Genomic DNA, 16798 nt, shown 5'->3' with positions numbered 1-16798 from the left:
AATACCTAATTTTTGAAAGCTTGTTACATGTAATGTTTATTATGTAAAATAAATATAGTTCATATTATGATATAATACTAATGTAAATAATAAAAAGTATTGGAGATGATGGTATGAATAATGAAGCCATAGAAAAATACTCAATACATAATGGAGACATCATAAATAATGAATCTCAAGCTGTTTATGAAAACTCCCATTATAAAATAGTTTACGAAGTAATACGTGTTATAGATGGTATACCTTTATTTTTGGAAGATCATATGTCCAGATTGTTAAAGTCATCAGAAATGATTGATATTAATATATCACACTTGATTGATAAAATTCAATCGGATATAAAGAAGGTTATACTTATAAACCATAGCCCTCTTAAGAACTTGAAAATAATAGTATATAAAGATTACAATAATACCATCAACTATTCAATCTTCTTTATCAAAAGCAGCTATCCAAATCCGGATCTTTATGTGACTGGTATCAATACAATATTATTTAAAGCCTTAAGGGAAAACCCTAATGCAAAGGTACAGAATTCTCAATTACGAGAAAAAATCAATAAAGAACTTCTCAAAAATGATGCTTATGAAGCACTTTTGGTTAATGAACAAGGTTATATAACTGAGGGCAGTAAATCAAATGTGTTTTTTACCAAAGACAAGACTCTATACACTTCCCAAAAACAAGATGTGCTTCTAGGTGTAACTCGCACTCATGTAATTGAGTTAGCCAATGAACTAGGTATAAAAGTTATTGAAGAACCAATACACAAGTCATTTTTAAACCTTTGTGATGGTTTATTCATAACAGGAACTTCTCCAAAAGTACTGCCCGTTTGCAAAGTAGACGACATGACATTCAATTCTTCAAAAGATGAAACAATACAGAAGTTAATGAAGGCTTATGATTTAAGAATCAAAGAGTATGTAAACAGCTATAAATCATAAAGCGAGGGTTTCATTCCCTCGCTTTATGATTTATTTACGCATTTACATTTTTCCTTGCTGCCTTATTTTCACTTGCAAAAAACTCTTTAGTAAGCTTGATTATGACACCACTTAGACCTAGAACACCTATTAAGTTAGGAATTGCCATCAAACCATTCAATGTATCTGCCAAGTCCCATAGGGTATTCAATCCGCCTATAGCACCTATAACAATAAATGGTATCCATATGATCCTGTATAGTTTGTTAATCTTAGGTCCGAATAGATATTCTGCGCAACGTTCTCCATAATATGCCCAGCCTAGTATGGTAGAAAATGCAAATAGCAATATACCTATTGATACTATATATCCTCCAGGTCCCGGAAGACCTTCATTAAATGCCAATGTTGTCAATTCTGATCCAGTTGCTCCACTATTCCATACACCTGACATTATAATTGAAAGGGCAGTCAATGAGCAAATAACTATTGTATCAACAAATACTTCGAATACTCCCCATAAACCTTGACGAACAGGATGGTCAGTAGTTGCTGCAGCATGAGCTATTGGAGCGCTACCAAGGCCTGCTTCATTGGAAAATACTCCACGAGCAATACCTTTTGTCATAGCAATCTTCATAGTAGAACCTGCAAAACCACCTATAGCTGCAGTACCAGTAAAGGCGCTCCCAAATATCAATCCAAAGGCTTCTCCTATATGAGATATATTAACAATAATTATATATAGAGCACCAAGAATGTAGAATGCAGCCATGAAAGGCACTAATTTTTCTGTAACTTGACCTATTCTTTTTATGCCTCCAATTATAACTATAGCTGATAATACTGCCAATACAATTCCTGTAACTAATTTGCTAATTCCAAAGCTTACTTCCAGAGATGCAGCAACAGAATTAGACTGAACCATGTTGCCTATACCAAAGGCTGCCAAAGCTCCAAATGCAGCAAATATATAAGCTAACCATTTCATCTTCAGGCCCTTTTCAATATAATACATGGGTCCTCCTACATAACGGCCATCAGGAGTTTTTTCCCTGTATTGAATAGAAAGTACAACTTCACCGAACTTAGTAGTCATTCCAAATAAAGCTGAAATCCACATCCAGAATACTGCGCCAGGTCCTCCAACAGCTATAGCTGTAGCAACTCCGGCGATGTTGCCTGTTCCTACCGTTGCAGCCAACGCCGTTGCAACAGCCTGGAATGCTGTAATTTCACCTTCGCCTTTTCCTTCTTTTGAGAACATCTTGAATAAGGTGTTCTTCAAAATGTAGCCCAACTTGCCAATAGACATAAAATTAGTGCGTAAAGTTAAATAGATGCCTGTACCTACTAATAATACCAACATAGGTGTGCCCCAAACAAAACCGTTAATAATACCGTTGATTTCCATCAACTTATCCATATAACCCCTCCTATTACTTGCTATTCATATTATATACACCCAACATACACTGAAATTAATTATATTGATTTTGGGTCATATAATATTTATTTACATTTTATCAATAACTCTGAATAAATACAACTAAAATTATTCATTTATCTTACTATTCTCATAATTGTTAATAATTTGACAACAATTGAGATAATTTTCCAAACTATAAAACCTCCTTCGCTTAAGTAATTTCCATAATTTTCCTTTCGGTATTTAAAATTTATTCCTCTAAGCTTTATTTATCAGTAGCAGTATTTTTTTTGCAACATATAATGTTATTAACATTGTACCAGAGGTGTGTGTTATGTCTTACGACATTCGTGAACTTTTTGCTAGAGTTATAAAATGTGAAGCTGGTGGCGAAGGTGACAATGGCATGAAGGCTGTTGCCACTGTAGTCATGAACAGAGTTCATGTACCTAATGGCGAATATTTCAGAATTGGTCAGGGCGATTTAAGAAGAATACTAAATCAGCCTGGTCAGTTTGATTGCATGACATCTGTTATTGGCGGAAGACCTAACCCCCAGAATATATGGTCAAACCCTCCAGAAGAGATTCATTATTCAGTGGCAGATTGGGCATTATCAGGGAATAAAATACTAGGAGCAGCATGGAGCCTTTGGTATTTTAATCCTTTTCAACCTACATGCCCTCAAATATTTCCCAGAAATGGAACTGGATCCTTTGCCACCAGAATTCAGCAGCATTGCTTCTATAACCCTACCCAATTATATTACTTAACTTGATTTGAAAGGAGTGTAAAAATGAGCTGTATGGATAGTTATAGAATTAACAATATTCCTGTTGTCCCACTACAACAAATGGGAGGAACAGCTTATCCATATGGATCCTTTGGCAACCAAATGATGCAAAATCAAACGCCTTCCACTACTCAATCTATGCCACAGATGCCGCAAACGAGCCAAATACCTCAAGGCGCTCAAATGACACAAGTACCAACTGTACCTCAAATGCCTATGATGTCTCAAGATACCCAAATACCTCAGACTCCGCAAATTCCTTTACAAGAAATGCCTCAATCAGAAACACCTCTTGGAGTTATGGATATAGAGTTTACCCAAGGCTACTTGAGAAGCCAAATAGGTTCTAAAGTAAAGGTTGAATTCTTAATAGGAACAAATATGTTGATAGATAGGGAAGGTTTGTTGGTGGATGTTGGTGTCAGCTATATCATCATCAATGAAACGGAAACCGATGACCTACTTTTATGTGATATTTATTCCATTAAGTTTGTAAGGTTTTATAGATAATAAAGCCTGACAAAGGAGATGTTGAAATGAAATCATATTTGATTAGCTATGATATTAACAGAAACAACAAAAATATTTATGATCTTCATAAAGTAATAAAGGACTGTTCATATGAAGATACTTGGGTTCAATGCTTCCATAATCTATGGATAATCAAATCCGAACATGACATAAACAGAATATATGAATCAATTAAAGATGTTCTTGATGCCAACGATTGCTTCTTAGTGGTTGAAATAACTAATAACTGCGATGGATGGCTTGAAACAAATATTTGGGATTACATTAATAACACCGTGTTTAAATAATAAGTTTGCTTCTCAAAGTAAAATCAGCCTTGATTTCATATTTCAAGGCTGATTTTGTACATGGCTCTTTAGTTCACATCTGAAAACTGAGCATTATATAGTCTTGCATAGACGCCATTGTTATTCAACAATTCTTGATGATTTCCTTTTTCAGCAATACCTTCATCGGTCAAAACCAGTATTGTCTTTGCGTTTTTTATTGTAGAAAGCCTATGAGCAATAACAAATGTTGTTCTATTCTGCGAAAGCTTTTCCAAGGACTCTTGAACAATCTTCTCGCTTTCATTATCCAATGCGGAAGTAGCTTCATCCAAAATCAATACCGGTGGATTCTTTAAAAATACCCTAGCAATACTGATCCTCTGTTTCTGCCCTCCAGAAAGCTTTACTCCTCTTTCTCCCACATAAGTATCATATCCATTTTCCAGCTCCATTATAAAATCATGGGCATTAGCTTTTTTTGCAGCTTCTATTACTTCTTCTTCTGTCGCATCTGGTTTCCCATATCTTATGTTTTCCATTACCGTTCCGGCAAAGAGATATACATCTTGCTGCACAATTCCAATATTCTTTCTCAGGGATCTCAGTTTTATATCCCTTATATCAATATCGTCAAGCAATATCTGTCCTTGTGTCACTTCATAAAATCTAGGAATAAGACTACATATGGTTGATTTTCCCCCACCAGATGGTCCAACTAATGCCACTGTCTCCCCGGGGTTCACATTTAGATTTATGTTCTCCAGTACATAACGACTATCGTCATACTTAAAGGACACATTTTTAAAAGTAATCTTTCCTTTTACTTTCTTCAATTCTATGCTGTCTTTTTTATCCACAATATCCGGTTCTGTATCCAATATATCAAGGAATCTTTCAAAGCCTGTCATACCCTTTTGAAACTGTTCTGTAAAGTTTATCAATGTTCTGATAGGATTTAACAAGGTATTAATATACAACAAAAAAGTAACTAAATCTGTAGGCCTTACAGTGCCGGTTTTCATCAATAAAGCACCTGATATTACAGTAATGACATAAATTATTCCTTGAAACAATGCGACACCACTGAAAAACTTGCCCATATATCCATAACTTTCTTCTTTTGTATGTAAAAACTCTTTATTTCCTTTGTTAAATTTATTTATCTCTATTACTTCGTTTGAAAAGGACTTAACTACCCTTACACCGGCTATACTGTCCTCCAACTGTGAGTTAACATCTGCAATTTTTTGCCTGTTTTTCATAAAAACTGATCTCATTTTTTTATTATATACATAACCAAAATAAGTCATAGGTGGGATAAAAGCAAATACAATCAACGTCAACTTCCAATCCACATTAAGCAATATGAGAAAAGAACCAACTATCTTTACAAAAGATATAAATAATTCTTCAGGACCATGATGAGCAAGTTCAGAAATGTCGAACAGGTCATTTACGATTCTTGACATAAGTTGGCCTGTCTTGTTGTTGTCATAAAACGAAAAAGATAATTTCTGGAGATGATTAAATATATCATTTCTCATATCATATTCCATTCTTGCTCCCATAATATGTCCCCAAGCATTAACATAATAATTGCATCCATACTGCACAAAATAAAGTACCAACAATCCTATACCAATTCTAATTATAAGTCCAACTGAAGCTCCTCCTCCTGTTATTGCTTCATCCAATAGAAAAGAAACTATAACAGGAAACACAAGATCTACACCAGCAGCAGTAAAAGCACAAAGCATATCAAGTATAAAAAGCTTTTTATATGGTCTATAATAACTTATAAATCTCTTTAATTTGCCCATGGTCTTCCTCCTATTTCATATTGTATGAAAAATAACAAACATTATATATGATATCATATAATAAAAAATCTTTATAGTACAATAGTAGTTCTTATATGCTTGCATATTGCATTAATATCAAAAACTGCATATAATATAATATATACCCTATACCTGTATATAGTAATAATCCATGGAGTGAGAGTTATGAAAATTTCAGTTGCAGAAAATGCAAAAATGAAATTATTAAAAGATAGTAATAGTAATTATAGAATAGTTATAAAAGGTTTTGGCTGATCAGGCCCTGAATTCGAGTTGGTTCCGGGTGAACCGCAAGAAGGTGATGAAACATATACTGTAGATGGTATTAACTTTTCTATAGAAAAAGAGTTCATCGACTTGATACCAGGTTTTCAAATAGAATACAATGATGACCTGAGCCAGAATGGTTATGTAGTTTATGTGGATGGTGCAAGCAGAAGCTGCTAGATAGCAGCTTCTTTCCATGCCAGCATTAAAGCTCCATAAACAGGTTCTTTTTCTCCTAAGCTTACATGGATTTCAGGCGAGTTTTGTTTCAGTTGGTCAATCAATATGTTTCTTACCACTTCCGATTTTGTTAGAACACTTCCTGACAATGCTAATTTAAAGCTTTCTAAATTCATTTTCCTTTTTAATGCATAAACCATGTTACAAAGTTGATATGCTGCATTTTTTACAATATTTTCAGCCGCTTTATCACTTTTTGCCATATCCATCACTACAGGAGCAAGTTCTCCAATATGCTGTTTCTGAGTTCTGGGATCATATATGTATGTCATTAGTTCTTCCAAAGTTTTAACTTTCAGTTTTTCCATTATAGCTTCAGTAAGCATGGTGTATGGTATAATGCCATCCATGCTTCTAACTATCGTATTGAGAGCATCTCTGGCTATGGAATAGCCACTTCCTTCATCTCCAATAATATGACCCCAGCCACCAACTCGAACATGAGTCCCATCTTTTTTTATTCCGTATGCAATTGAGCCTGTACCGCTTATGATAACTGCTCCCTCCGCTTTTCCATTTGCTCCTACAAGAGCGACAAAAGCATCATTATATAATAACAGTTTATTACTATATCCCAATTCATTCATCATCTCTTTGTAAATCATTTCATCCATTTTATTGTTTATACCGGCACAACCCATGCATATACATTCTATATCCTCATGTTTTATTTTCAACTCATTTTTACAATAGGCCAGCAAACTACCAAAACTTTCCTTGACCTTTTCAATTCCCACGGACTGATAATTAACAGGACCACTTTTAGCGGTTCCTATAACTCTTTTATTGCTATCACCTATCAAAGCTTTCAGATTTGTGCCACCACCATCTATTCCTATGTATATCTTCATATACCATACCCCCGATTACTATACAAAAAGCATGATTTTCCTTGATGAAATCTTTCTCTATATACTATATCATAATATTAGAATAATTGTTTGATTTCATTAGATTTACAGATATAATAAAAATATACAGGCATTTTGGTTTTGAGGGGGACACAAACTAAAATGAATTTAGAAAAATCATGTATAGATAGCATATCCATCTATACTGAAAAGCTAAGGCAAGCTTATGAAATAATAGAAAAAACCTCCATAGTTATTTTTGAATGGTCAATTGGACCCGGTATTCCAGTTAAATATGTATCAGAAAACATATCTAACTACGGATACACATCAGATGAATTTTATAGCGGCAAAATTGACTACTGGGATTTCGTCCATAAGGATGATGTGGAAAAGACTATGAATGCTATATACGAAAAAAGGGCTTCCAAAGAAAAGGAATTCAAACACACCTATAGAGTGGTTTGCAAAGATGGTTCCATAAGATGGGTAGAAGAATGGACTCTGTGGGAAAGGGATTCCTATGGAAATCCTATAGCGGAAAAAGGCATAATAAGAGATATAACTGAGCAAAAAGAAACAGCAGAAAAGCTTAGACAAAGTGAAGAAAGATATAGAAAACTTTTTGAAAATGCATGTGCCCTCATATGTACCTTTGATGGAAAAGGAAGATTTACCTCAATTAATAATGCTTGTGCTGATATAACCGGATATTCAAAATCCGAATTAATGAACATGAGTATTTTTGATTTTCTGGTATTGTCAAAGGCTGATGAAAAAGTCTTGAGAAGAAGACTAATAGGTCTCATAAGTAAAATACAGAACAAAAACATAGAACTGACAATCATGAACAAAAATAAAATGAAAATTATTTTAGAAGGTCGCCTTCTACTTATAAACGAAAACTATTCTACTGCAGAAATACAGGCAGTGCTTCAAGATGTAACATCAAAAAAAGAAGCGGAAAACAAAATATATCATTTAAGCTATCACGATAAGCTAACTGACTTATATAACAGGGCTTACTTTGATGAAACATTGGAAAAAATGAGTCAATCGGGTGAATTCCCCTATAGCTTGATAATGGGCGATATGAACGGCCTTAAAAGCACCAATGATTTATATGGCCATAAAACTGGAGATAAACTTATTCAAACAATGGCAGATATTTTAAGAAAGTGCTGCAGAAAATCCGACATAATTGCTAGAATCGGCGGAGATGAGTTTGCAATAATACTTCCAAACTGTTCAGATCAGGAAGCACGCAAGATTTGCAACAGAATAAAAAGAATGTGTGCTTTATATGAAAACGATAAAATTAAACCAGATATTTCACTAGGTTATAGCACAAAGGAGAATTCTGCGAAAACAAATGATGACTTAATACTTGAAGCCGATAGGAAAATGTACTTAGATAAGGCATGTATTATCAGAATATAGTATGTACGAAAGAGGCTTATATACATCAAACTTTTCTACTTGCTTGTACATAAGCCTTTTAATGTTTATTATTTATCAAACTCAACTAATACTACTTCATCTTCTAAAAACCTTGCCATAGCGTATATTGCATCAGATAATCTATTAACATATTTCATAAGAACAGGACTTACAGTTTCTTCTTTGCTTAGTGTTATTATCCTTCTTTCAGCTCTTCTGCATATTGTCCTTGCCATATGCAAAGCACCACTGGCCTTGCTGCTGCCTGGTAATATAAACTTAGGAATATTATTGGCTCTTCCCATGAAATTATCAATGAGTTTCTCTAGATACTCAACATCTTCTTCCTTAACTGGATGTGGAAATTTACTTCCATCCATCGTTGCCAGCTCTCCGGCTACATTAAACAACATTCTTTGGATCTTGTTGATCTCCTCAACTATCTCATCATTATCAACGAAGTTTTTCGCAAAACCCAGAGAACAATTGAGCTCATCTATGGTTCCATAACAGTCAACCCTTATGCTGTCCTTATCAACTCTGGTATTATCATAGAGACTGGTCTTACCTTTATCACCGGTTTTAGTATAGATTTTCATAACAAACCTCCTCATACACAATAATATATTATTCAGCCATGAGCTTTAACGCTTCAATATCCTTTATAATCACTGATGACTTATAGAAATCTAAAACGCCCTCATCTCTCATTTTGCACAGTTCTCTTGATAAAGCCGGTCTAGATACATTTAAATAATCTGCCATTTCATTTCTGTTTAATGACATCATGAAAGACATGGTTCCGATTTTATTATAATGATCCAGCAGCAAACTACTTATCCTTCCTCTAATACTCTTTTTGCTTAGATAATCAAGCTTTTTACTCAGTAGCAGAGCTTTATTTGATACTACTTTAAGCATATTCATAATCAATAATCTATGGCTATTGCACGTAGCTGCACATTGCCCTAGAATTTTATCAGAAGGCAAATACATTACATTACTTGATTCTTGAGCAATAACTGTAGCAGGCCATTGCTTAAGATCGGAAAATGCAGCCATTTCTCCAAACATGTCACCGGCTTCTACAATTGTTATTATAACTCTGTCTCCTACGGAGTTTTCTTTTGTAACTGCTGCACTTCCTGATAACATTATACCTAATCCTTTAAACTCATCTCCAGCTATTTTGATAGGCTCATTTTTTTCATACTTATCTATTTTAGGTTTTATACATTCGAGCATATTATTCAAGTCCTGCTGATTTATTCCATTAAACAATGGACATGCCGAAAGGACATTCAACCATTTTGTGTACATTTTTCATAAACCTCACTTTTGTAACTTTGGTTACCGATTTTATGCTTTGATACTATTATACTTAAACCATCAAGCAAAGTAAATGAAGGAGGAAACATTATGGTAAGAAAAATAATAAAAATAGATGAAGAAAAATGTAACGGCTGCGGTCTATGTATAGATGCATGTCATGAAGGAGCATTAGAATTAGTAAACGGCAAAGCCAAGTTAATATCCGAATCTTATTGTGATGGTTTGGGAGATTGCTTGCCTCAATGTCCAACAGGTGCTATTAAGATTGAAGAAAGAGAAGCCGATAATTATGATGAGGAAGCTGTAAAGGCTCGCATGGAATCAAAAAAGAATCATTCCCATAATACATTGCCATGTGGATGTCCAGGCTCTCATGCCAAAGTTATTGAAAGACCCCATCTAAATGAAGATTCAAATTGCACTTGTCATGATTCAACATCCAAGACTTTAGAATCACAGCTTAGGCAGTGGCCTTGCCAAATAAAGCTGGTTCCAGTTAACGCACCTTATTTCAATAATTCTAATCTCCTAATTGCAGCAGATTGCACGGCTTATGCATATGCTAATATTCATGGTGATTTCATGAAGAACAAAGTTACTTTAATCGGATGTCCCAAATTGGATAATGTGAATTATGCAGATAAGCTTACTGAGATAATCAAGCACAATGATATAAAAAGCATAACAGTATTAAGGATGGAAGTACCATGCTGCTCTGGCTTGGCCAATGCTGTTAAGCAGGCTCTATTTAACAGCGGCAAGATGATTCCCTGGAGAATAGTAGTTATAGGAACAGACGGCAGCATTGTAGAGGAATAGAAAATATTTTGCAAATGAACATAAATAAAAATTAAATTTATAGGAGGTAAAATTATGAGTAACATGTTTTGTTTTCAATGCGAACAGACAGCAGGAGGAAAGGGCTGTACTAAAGTAGGAGTTTGCGGTAAACAGCCTGATGTTGCTTACAAGCAAGATGAATTAATTTGTGCATTGGTTGGATTGGCACGAGCTGTTAATGGCAACAAGCCCTCCGATCATACTGTTGAACTGATGCTTAAAGGCTTATTTACAACAATAACAAATGTTAATTTTAACGCAGAAACAATTGGAAAATTGATCAGTGAAGTAGAAGAAGAAAAAAACAAACTAGGCGGCGCAGATGACTTCTCAGTAAATGCACTGTGGTCCGGCGATTCTGATATTGTATCCCTTCGTTCCACTTTATTGCTCGGAATAAAAGGTATGGCTGCTTACGCTTATCATGCAAGGGTGTCCGGCAAGAGCAATGATGAAGTAAACAACTGGTTCTTCAAAGGAATGAAAGCCTTTGGTGAAAGCCATAGCCTTGAAGAATGGCTGAATCTCCTTATGGAATTCGGAATGATAAATCTTAAATGCATGGAACTACTAGACGAAGCAAACACTTCTGCTTATGGAACCCCTGTGCCTACAAAGGTAACAACAATAATTGAGAAAGGCCCATTTATTGTCGTTTCAGGCCATGATTTGTGCGATCTTAAGCAGTTACTGGAACAGACAGAAGGAAAAGGAATCAATATATATACTCACGGAGAAATGCTTCCTGCTCACGGTTATCCGGAACTGAAGAAATTTCCTCATTTAAAGGGTAACTTTGGAACAGCATGGCAGAACCAGCAAAAAGAATTTTCAGATGTACCCGCTGCTTTCTTATTCACTACAAACTGTCTGATGCCACCAAAACCATCCTATATGGACAGAGTATTCACTACAGAAGTGGTCTCCTATCCTGGACTCGTTCACATAGATGATGTAGACGGCAAGAAGGATTTCACTCCTGTAATTGAAAAAGCGTTGGAGCTTGGCGGATGGCCAGAAGATAAAATAATGACAGGTATAAACGGCGGCACTGAATTGATGACAGGCTTTGGACACGGCACCGTTTTAGGTGTAGCCGATAAGGTTATAGATGCTGTAAAATCAGGAGCCATCAGGCACTTCTTCTTAGTGGGTGGTTGTGATGGCGCTAAGCCTGGAAGAAATTATTATACAGAGTTTGTACAAAAAGCACCAAAGGATACAATTATATTGACACTGGCCTGCGGCAAGTTCCGTTTCAACGACCTTAATATTGGTGAAATAGGTGGATTGCCAAGAATAATGGATATGGGGCAATGTAACGATGCTTATTCTGCAATAAAAGTGGCAATTGCACTATCAAAGGCTTTCGAGTGCGATGTAAATGAACTTCCATTGACCTTAGTATTATCTTGGTATGAACAGAAAGCGGTATGCATTTTGCTGACCTTATTGGCTCTTGGCATAAAGAACATTTACATTGGTCCTTCAGTACCCGCATTCTTCTCACAAAATGTGTTGAATGTATTAGTAGATAAATTCAACATTACTCCTATAACAACACCTGAAGAAGACTTAAAAAAGATATTAGGATAGTCTAATAGACAGCTGGTTATTACCAGCTGTCTACATTTATGTAATAATAATTATTAATTAATTTGCCAAAATTTAAAATTTGCTATATAATTATCATAATGTATAATAATTAGCTAAATATTATTTTGTGAGGTGTTTTTTATGGATATCAAAGGAACAAAAACTGAGAAAAACCTATGGGAAGCTTTCGCAGGTGAATCCATGGCAAGAAACAAATATACATACTTTGCTTCTGCAGCTAAAAAGGAAGGCTATGAGCAAATTGCAGCTATCTTCCAAGAAACAGCAGATAATGAAAAGGAACATGCAAAAATTTGGTTCAAACTTCTTAATGGCATAGGCAACACAGCAGAAAATCTAAAGCATGCTGCTGAAGGCGAAAACTATGAATGGACTGACATGTACAAGAAGTTTGCTGAAGAAGCAAAGGCAGAAGGCTTTACAACTATAGCTGCTCTTTTTGAAAAAGTAGCTGCTATTGAAAAGGAACACGAAAACAGATACAATGAGTTGCTTAAGAATGTAGAAGTTGGTTCAGTATTTGTTAAAGATGGCAAAGTATATTGGAAATGCAGAAACTGCGGCCATATCCATGTTGGTGAGAAGGCACCGGAAATGTGCCCTGTATGCTCTCATCCAAAGGCATATTTCGAAGTAGCAGCCCATAATTGGTAAAATTAAGGTTGGGTCATAACCCAACCTTATTAGCTATTAATCAAAAAAACTTTTTATAATTTTATATGGCAATAACCTCCTGGATTCTTTTTCAAATATTTTTGATGATATTCCTCAGCATCATAAAAACTCTTTAAAGGTTCAATTTCTGTCACTATTGGATCATCATATTTCTTTTGCTCCTCTTCTGCGCTAGCTTTAATGGTTGGCAAATCTTCTTCATGAACATAGTATATCCCCGTCCTGTACTGTGTTCCTTCATCCGGTCCCTGACGATTGGAGACTGTAGGATCAATAACTTTCCAGAATTTTTTCAAGAGATCCTCCAATGAAATCTGGTTCTCGTCATATTTTACATAGCATGCCTCTGCATGACCTGTCATTCCGGTTTTCACATCCTCATATGTAGGATTTTCTGTAGTTCCATTAGCATAACCCACTTTTGTTTCTACTACGCCCTTAATTCTTGACATATATTCTTCCACTCCCCAGAAACAACCGCCTGCAAATATAATTTCTCTCATTTACATCCCTCCTTGCAAACATTATTATATTATACTTGCCTGTCCTTTACACCCTTGCAAAAGTGGAGACATTTTCCCTGAATAATATATATTTAGCCTGTGAAGAGGTCTTGTCATAGCTACATATAATAATTTTATATCCATTTCATTGTCCCCATAATTTTCATCATTGCAATCGGCTATAAAAACTACATCAAATTCCAAACCTTTTGATAGATAAGAAGGCAAAATTACTATATTGCTGTCATATTCCTTCTCATTTCCTGTAATCAATTTGGGCTTGTATTTTGAGCCTTTGAAAAAAGAATAAACATCCCTACATTCATCTAAAGTCTTACATATTATAGCCATTGACTTATAATTTTCAACGGTTAATTCATCCATGTCCTTTTGGATTTGCTTGCATATATCCAAGAGATTATCTCTCCTGCCGATAGCCACTGGTTTGCCATGTCTTATTACAGGCTTAGCAACAGGGAAATTCTTTGCCTTTAAATTATCCAATACTGAATTGGCTGCATTCATAATCTCTACAGTTGTTCTGTAACTTTGCTCCAACACAAGCAGCTCACAGTGCTTACCTTCGAATACCTTCTCTTTTATCTCCTCCCAGTCTATGGTACCTCTATATGAATGTATTCCCTGGGCCAAATCTCCTAGAATTGTAAATGAAGAATCCTTAATTATCTTTCTTATAACAAGAATCTGAAAAGGACTAAAATCTTGTGCTTCATCGATTACTATATGTTTAACCGGTATCTTTTCATCTATTCCATATATTTTATACTTCATATATATGATAGGAGCCAAATCTTCAATCTCCACATAACCCTTCTTAAAAATCTCAAAGGATCGATGGACCATAAAATCAATCACTTCACCGGATATTCCCTTATCTGATAAATCAAGGCTTGTAATATGGTTCTGAAGAAAATCTTTATAATATTCAAAGGGATTTAATTTAGATATTCTTTTTATATACTCATTTACAGCTTTTTTTGAATAGGCTTCTATCTTGCCTACCAACTCATTTTTATTATCGATTATGTTTATTATAAGATTTTGTCTCTCCTCTGATTCTTCCATAGTGTTCTTTATCGTATTTATCTGATTTATGCATGTCTCCTCCAGTTCTTCTATTATTGCTTCCTTTTTAGCTTTGAGACGATTGCTCATATGCTTTTTAAGCTCATCAAGCCTTTTAACAATTGGAAGATTGATATATTCTTTTAAAAAGATATCATTAAGTTCTTCATATCTAAATACAGTAATCTGATTGAGCTTAAAATCTTCACAAGGTATATAGCTCTCCCCCACTTTTGCTATATAATCATCTATCAATTCCTTAAATAGCATTGAGCATTTTAATTTAGATTCCTCCATCATAAGATGGTTTCTCTTTATATGATGGGATTCCTCGCTTTCATTGACAAAAGTGTTTATCTTTTCATGTCCGTCAGCTATCTTTAGCTTGAGACCGATTAACTTCAAGGCAAATTCTTCAAAAGTAGTCTGCAATGCTTTCTCAACACCAAGCTCTGGGAGAACTTCTGAAATATAATTCAAGAATAGACGATTCGGAGCTATAATCATAAAATTTTCTGGCTTGAAAGCTTTTTCATAGTTATAGATAAGATATGCTATCCTATGGAGGGCTATAGTTGTTTTACCGCTTCCTGCAGCTCCCTGCACTATCAGCGGCGTCCACATGTCTGCTCTGATTATCCTGTTTTGCTCAGCCTGAATTGTTGTTACTATATCTTTTAATCTATTGTCTGCATTGGCACCCAATGATGCTTGGAGTATTTCATCGTTGGTTGTTATATCAATATCCAATATATCATCTAAACGTCCTTCATTAATTATGAACTGCCTTTTTAAAATTAGATCTCCCTTGATGATACCTTCAGGACATGAGTACTGTGCTTCCCCCAATCTTGACTCATAATACAGATTTGCTATGGGTGCCCTCCAATCCGTTATTATCAGCTCCATGGTATCTTCATCAATTAATGCCATCTTTCCTATATAGTATTTCTCTTTATTATGTCTACCTTCCTCTTTAAATTCAACACAGGCAAAATATGGTTTATTTTTTGCCTGTGTCAGATTTTTTAGCTTTACTTCCGCCCTATCCTGTAGCATTGTGTTTATCATAAGATCAATATATTGCTGACTACTTTCTGAATTAAAGTGTTTCTTTCCTTTTGCCACAGCCTCATCTATAACATCCTTACGCCTTATAAAGGATTCAAGACTTTTATATACATGTTTAAGAGTGAACTCAAGCCTTTCCTTCTCAAGTTCATATTCCTGGTGGTCTTTTGCTGCCATCAGTTCACCTCCTCTTTTGTGTTGCCGCTGTTCTTTATAGTTCAAGAACTATATTGTCATAAAATATGCTTGGCTTTCCTAGGCTTCTGTGAGTAAAGAATGTGCCATGACAATCTGACCCTCCGGTTATAAAAAGCCTGTTGCATTTGCAGAAATCAATACTGAATTTTGTTACTTCCAAATTATTTTCTGGATGATAACATTCAATACCCATAATACCTTCTTTAAACATAGCAGGTACTATTGCATCATATTCAAGACGATAAAAAGGCGCACCGGGATGAGCCAGTATAGGTATACCTCCAGCTTTTTTTATGACTTCAATTACTTCTTTTGGACTGGGAAACTCAGTTTTGTCAAATGGATTTCCCCATCCATCAAACAATGGAAAGAAATCCTTTGTGCTTTTGCATATTCCTCTGTCAATAAGATAGTTTAAGGCCTTCCATCCACCTCTTGTATTGTCATTTTCATATTTCTTGTAGTCAGTCAGGCTTACATTCAAACCTTTCCTCTCAAGAAACTTAATGCTCTCTTCATCTTTATTCTCCATTATTTTCGTATTAACAGATAGAAGTTTCAGCAACTCCTCATTATAGATATCTATACCGTAGCCAAGTATGTGATAATTACCTCCATCATATGTGGTATCAACTTCAACACCTGGTATTAAAATTAATCCGGCTTCACTGGCTAAATCCTTTGCTTTCTCAACATTTTCCACTGAGTTATGATCTGTTATTGCAAAAATTTTTATATCGTTTTCTAATATTTTCTTTACAACTTCTTCAGCTGTCCAAGTTCCATCAGAAGCTGAAGTATGAATATGCAAATCTACTTTGCCCTGCTTCAAATTAAGACCCCTCTCAAAGCAATTTTACATACTATTATATACTTAACTTCTGTAAAA

General features: G+C 35.0%; 17 protein-coding genes. 9 read left to right on the top strand and 8 right to left on the bottom strand.

The window, feature by feature from the left end; genetic code table 11:
- Positions 1 to 113: 113 nt before the first annotated feature.
- Complete coding sequence (locus tag BUB48_RS05345; RefSeq protein ID WP_073025212.1) at positions 114 to 947, top strand: aminotransferase class IV; 834 nt, start codon at positions 114 to 116, stop codon at positions 945 to 947.
- 34 nt (positions 948 to 981) lie between these two features.
- Here the strand turns inward: BUB48_RS05345 and BUB48_RS05340 are convergent, their stop codons facing one another.
- Positions 982 to 2352, bottom strand: coding sequence for an alanine/glycine:cation symporter family protein (locus BUB48_RS05340; RefSeq protein WP_073025211.1), 1371 nt, complete (start codon positions 2350 to 2352; stop codon positions 982 to 984).
- 337 nt (positions 2353 to 2689) lie between these two features.
- On the opposite strand from BUB48_RS05340, the gene BUB48_RS05335 reads away from it, so the two are divergent.
- Genes BUB48_RS05335 through BUB48_RS05325 form a run of 3 tightly spaced genes read left to right on the top strand, consistent with a single transcriptional unit; the run spans position 2690 to position 3966 of the window.
- Positions 2690 to 3133 (top strand): cell wall hydrolase, encoded by a 444-nt coding sequence (locus tag BUB48_RS05335; RefSeq protein WP_073025210.1) that lies wholly within the window; start codon positions 2690 to 2692, stop codon positions 3131 to 3133.
- Between the two features lie 27 nt (positions 3134 to 3160).
- Positions 3161 to 3658, top strand: a complete 498-nt coding sequence (locus BUB48_RS18485) for a hypothetical protein (protein WP_242944171.1) — start codon at positions 3161 to 3163, stop codon at positions 3656 to 3658.
- Between the two features lie 26 nt (positions 3659 to 3684).
- Positions 3685 to 3966, top strand: a complete 282-nt coding sequence (locus tag BUB48_RS05325) for a hypothetical protein (protein WP_073025209.1) — start codon at positions 3685 to 3687, stop codon at positions 3964 to 3966.
- Between the two features lie 68 nt (positions 3967 to 4034).
- Here the strand turns inward: BUB48_RS05325 and BUB48_RS05320 are convergent, their stop codons facing one another.
- Entirely contained in the window at positions 4035 to 5768 is a 1734-nt protein-coding gene (locus BUB48_RS05320) for an ABC transporter ATP-binding protein (protein WP_073025208.1), read from the bottom strand.
- Positions 5769 to 6062: 294 nt separating this feature from the next.
- Here BUB48_RS05320 and BUB48_RS18015 point away from each other — a divergent pair, with 294 nt between their 5' ends.
- Positions 6063 to 6236 carry a hypothetical protein gene (locus tag BUB48_RS18015; RefSeq protein ID WP_175548367.1) on the top strand — a complete coding sequence of 58 codons (174 nt, stop codon included), beginning with the start codon at positions 6063 to 6065 and terminating at the stop codon, positions 6234 to 6236.
- Here BUB48_RS18015 and BUB48_RS05315 read toward each other — a convergent pair.
- Complete coding sequence (locus BUB48_RS05315; protein WP_073025207.1) at positions 6233 to 7147, bottom strand: N-acetylglucosamine kinase; 915 nt, start codon at positions 7145 to 7147, stop codon at positions 6233 to 6235. The genes BUB48_RS18015 and BUB48_RS05315 overlap by 4 nt on opposite strands.
- Before the next feature lie 162 nt (positions 7148 to 7309).
- Here BUB48_RS05315 and BUB48_RS05310 point away from each other — a divergent pair, with 162 nt between their 5' ends.
- On the top strand, positions 7310 to 8587 hold the full coding sequence (locus BUB48_RS05310) for a sensor domain-containing diguanylate cyclase (RefSeq protein WP_073025206.1): 1278 nt from the start codon (positions 7310 to 7312) through the stop codon (positions 8585 to 8587).
- A gap of 68 nt (positions 8588 to 8655) precedes the next feature.
- On the opposite strand, the gene BUB48_RS05305 is transcribed toward BUB48_RS05310, so the two are convergent.
- A complete protein-coding gene (locus BUB48_RS05305; RefSeq protein ID WP_073025205.1) occupies positions 8656 to 9186 on the bottom strand; it encodes a cob(I)yrinic acid a,c-diamide adenosyltransferase in 531 nt (176 codons plus the stop codon).
- Between the two features lie 28 nt (positions 9187 to 9214).
- Positions 9215 to 9907, bottom strand: a complete 693-nt coding sequence (locus BUB48_RS05300) for a Crp/Fnr family transcriptional regulator (protein ID WP_073025204.1) — start codon at positions 9905 to 9907, stop codon at positions 9215 to 9217.
- Positions 9908 to 10006: 99 nt separating this feature from the next.
- Here BUB48_RS05300 and BUB48_RS05295 point away from each other — a divergent pair, with 99 nt between their 5' ends.
- From BUB48_RS05295 to rbr, 3 genes are all read left to right on the top strand, one after another.
- The gene (locus BUB48_RS05295; protein WP_073025203.1) at positions 10007 to 10738 is read left to right on the top strand and encodes an ATP-binding protein; all 732 of its coding nucleotides are present in this window, start codon (positions 10007 to 10009) and stop codon (positions 10736 to 10738) included.
- A 54-nt stretch (positions 10739 to 10792) separates the two neighbouring features.
- Entirely contained in the window at positions 10793 to 12355 is a 1563-nt protein-coding gene (gene hcp, locus BUB48_RS05290) for a hydroxylamine reductase (protein ID WP_073025202.1), read from the top strand.
- A 141-nt stretch (positions 12356 to 12496) separates the two neighbouring features.
- Positions 12497 to 13030 (top strand): rubrerythrin, encoded by a 534-nt coding sequence (gene rbr / locus BUB48_RS05285; protein WP_073025201.1) that lies wholly within the window; start codon positions 12497 to 12499, stop codon positions 13028 to 13030.
- A gap of 53 nt (positions 13031 to 13083) precedes the next feature.
- On the opposite strand, the gene msrA is transcribed toward rbr, so the two are convergent.
- From msrA to BUB48_RS05270, 3 genes are read right to left on the bottom strand one after another with little or no spacing between them, the layout of a single operon-like run.
- Positions 13084 to 13554 carry a peptide-methionine (S)-S-oxide reductase MsrA gene (gene msrA, locus BUB48_RS05280; protein WP_073025200.1) on the bottom strand — a complete coding sequence of 157 codons (471 nt, stop codon included), beginning with the start codon at positions 13552 to 13554 and terminating at the stop codon, positions 13084 to 13086.
- 24 nt (positions 13555 to 13578) lie between these two features.
- Positions 13579 to 15888, bottom strand: coding sequence for an RNA polymerase recycling motor HelD (helD, locus tag BUB48_RS05275; RefSeq protein WP_073025199.1), 2310 nt, complete (start codon positions 15886 to 15888; stop codon positions 13579 to 13581).
- A 34-nt stretch (positions 15889 to 15922) separates the two neighbouring features.
- On the bottom strand, positions 15923 to 16741 hold the full coding sequence (locus tag BUB48_RS05270) for a PHP domain-containing protein (protein WP_073025198.1): 819 nt from the start codon (positions 16739 to 16741) through the stop codon (positions 15923 to 15925).
- Between the last annotated feature and the right edge of the window lie 57 nt (positions 16742 to 16798).

The sequence above is a fragment of the Lutispora thermophila DSM 19022 genome, assembly GCF_900142105.1.
Taxonomy (GTDB): domain Bacteria; phylum Bacillota; class Clostridia; order Lutisporales; family Lutisporaceae; genus Lutispora; species Lutispora thermophila.
Note: the sequence above shows the minus strand (reverse complement) of the source record. Positions and strands in the feature narration are given on the sequence as shown.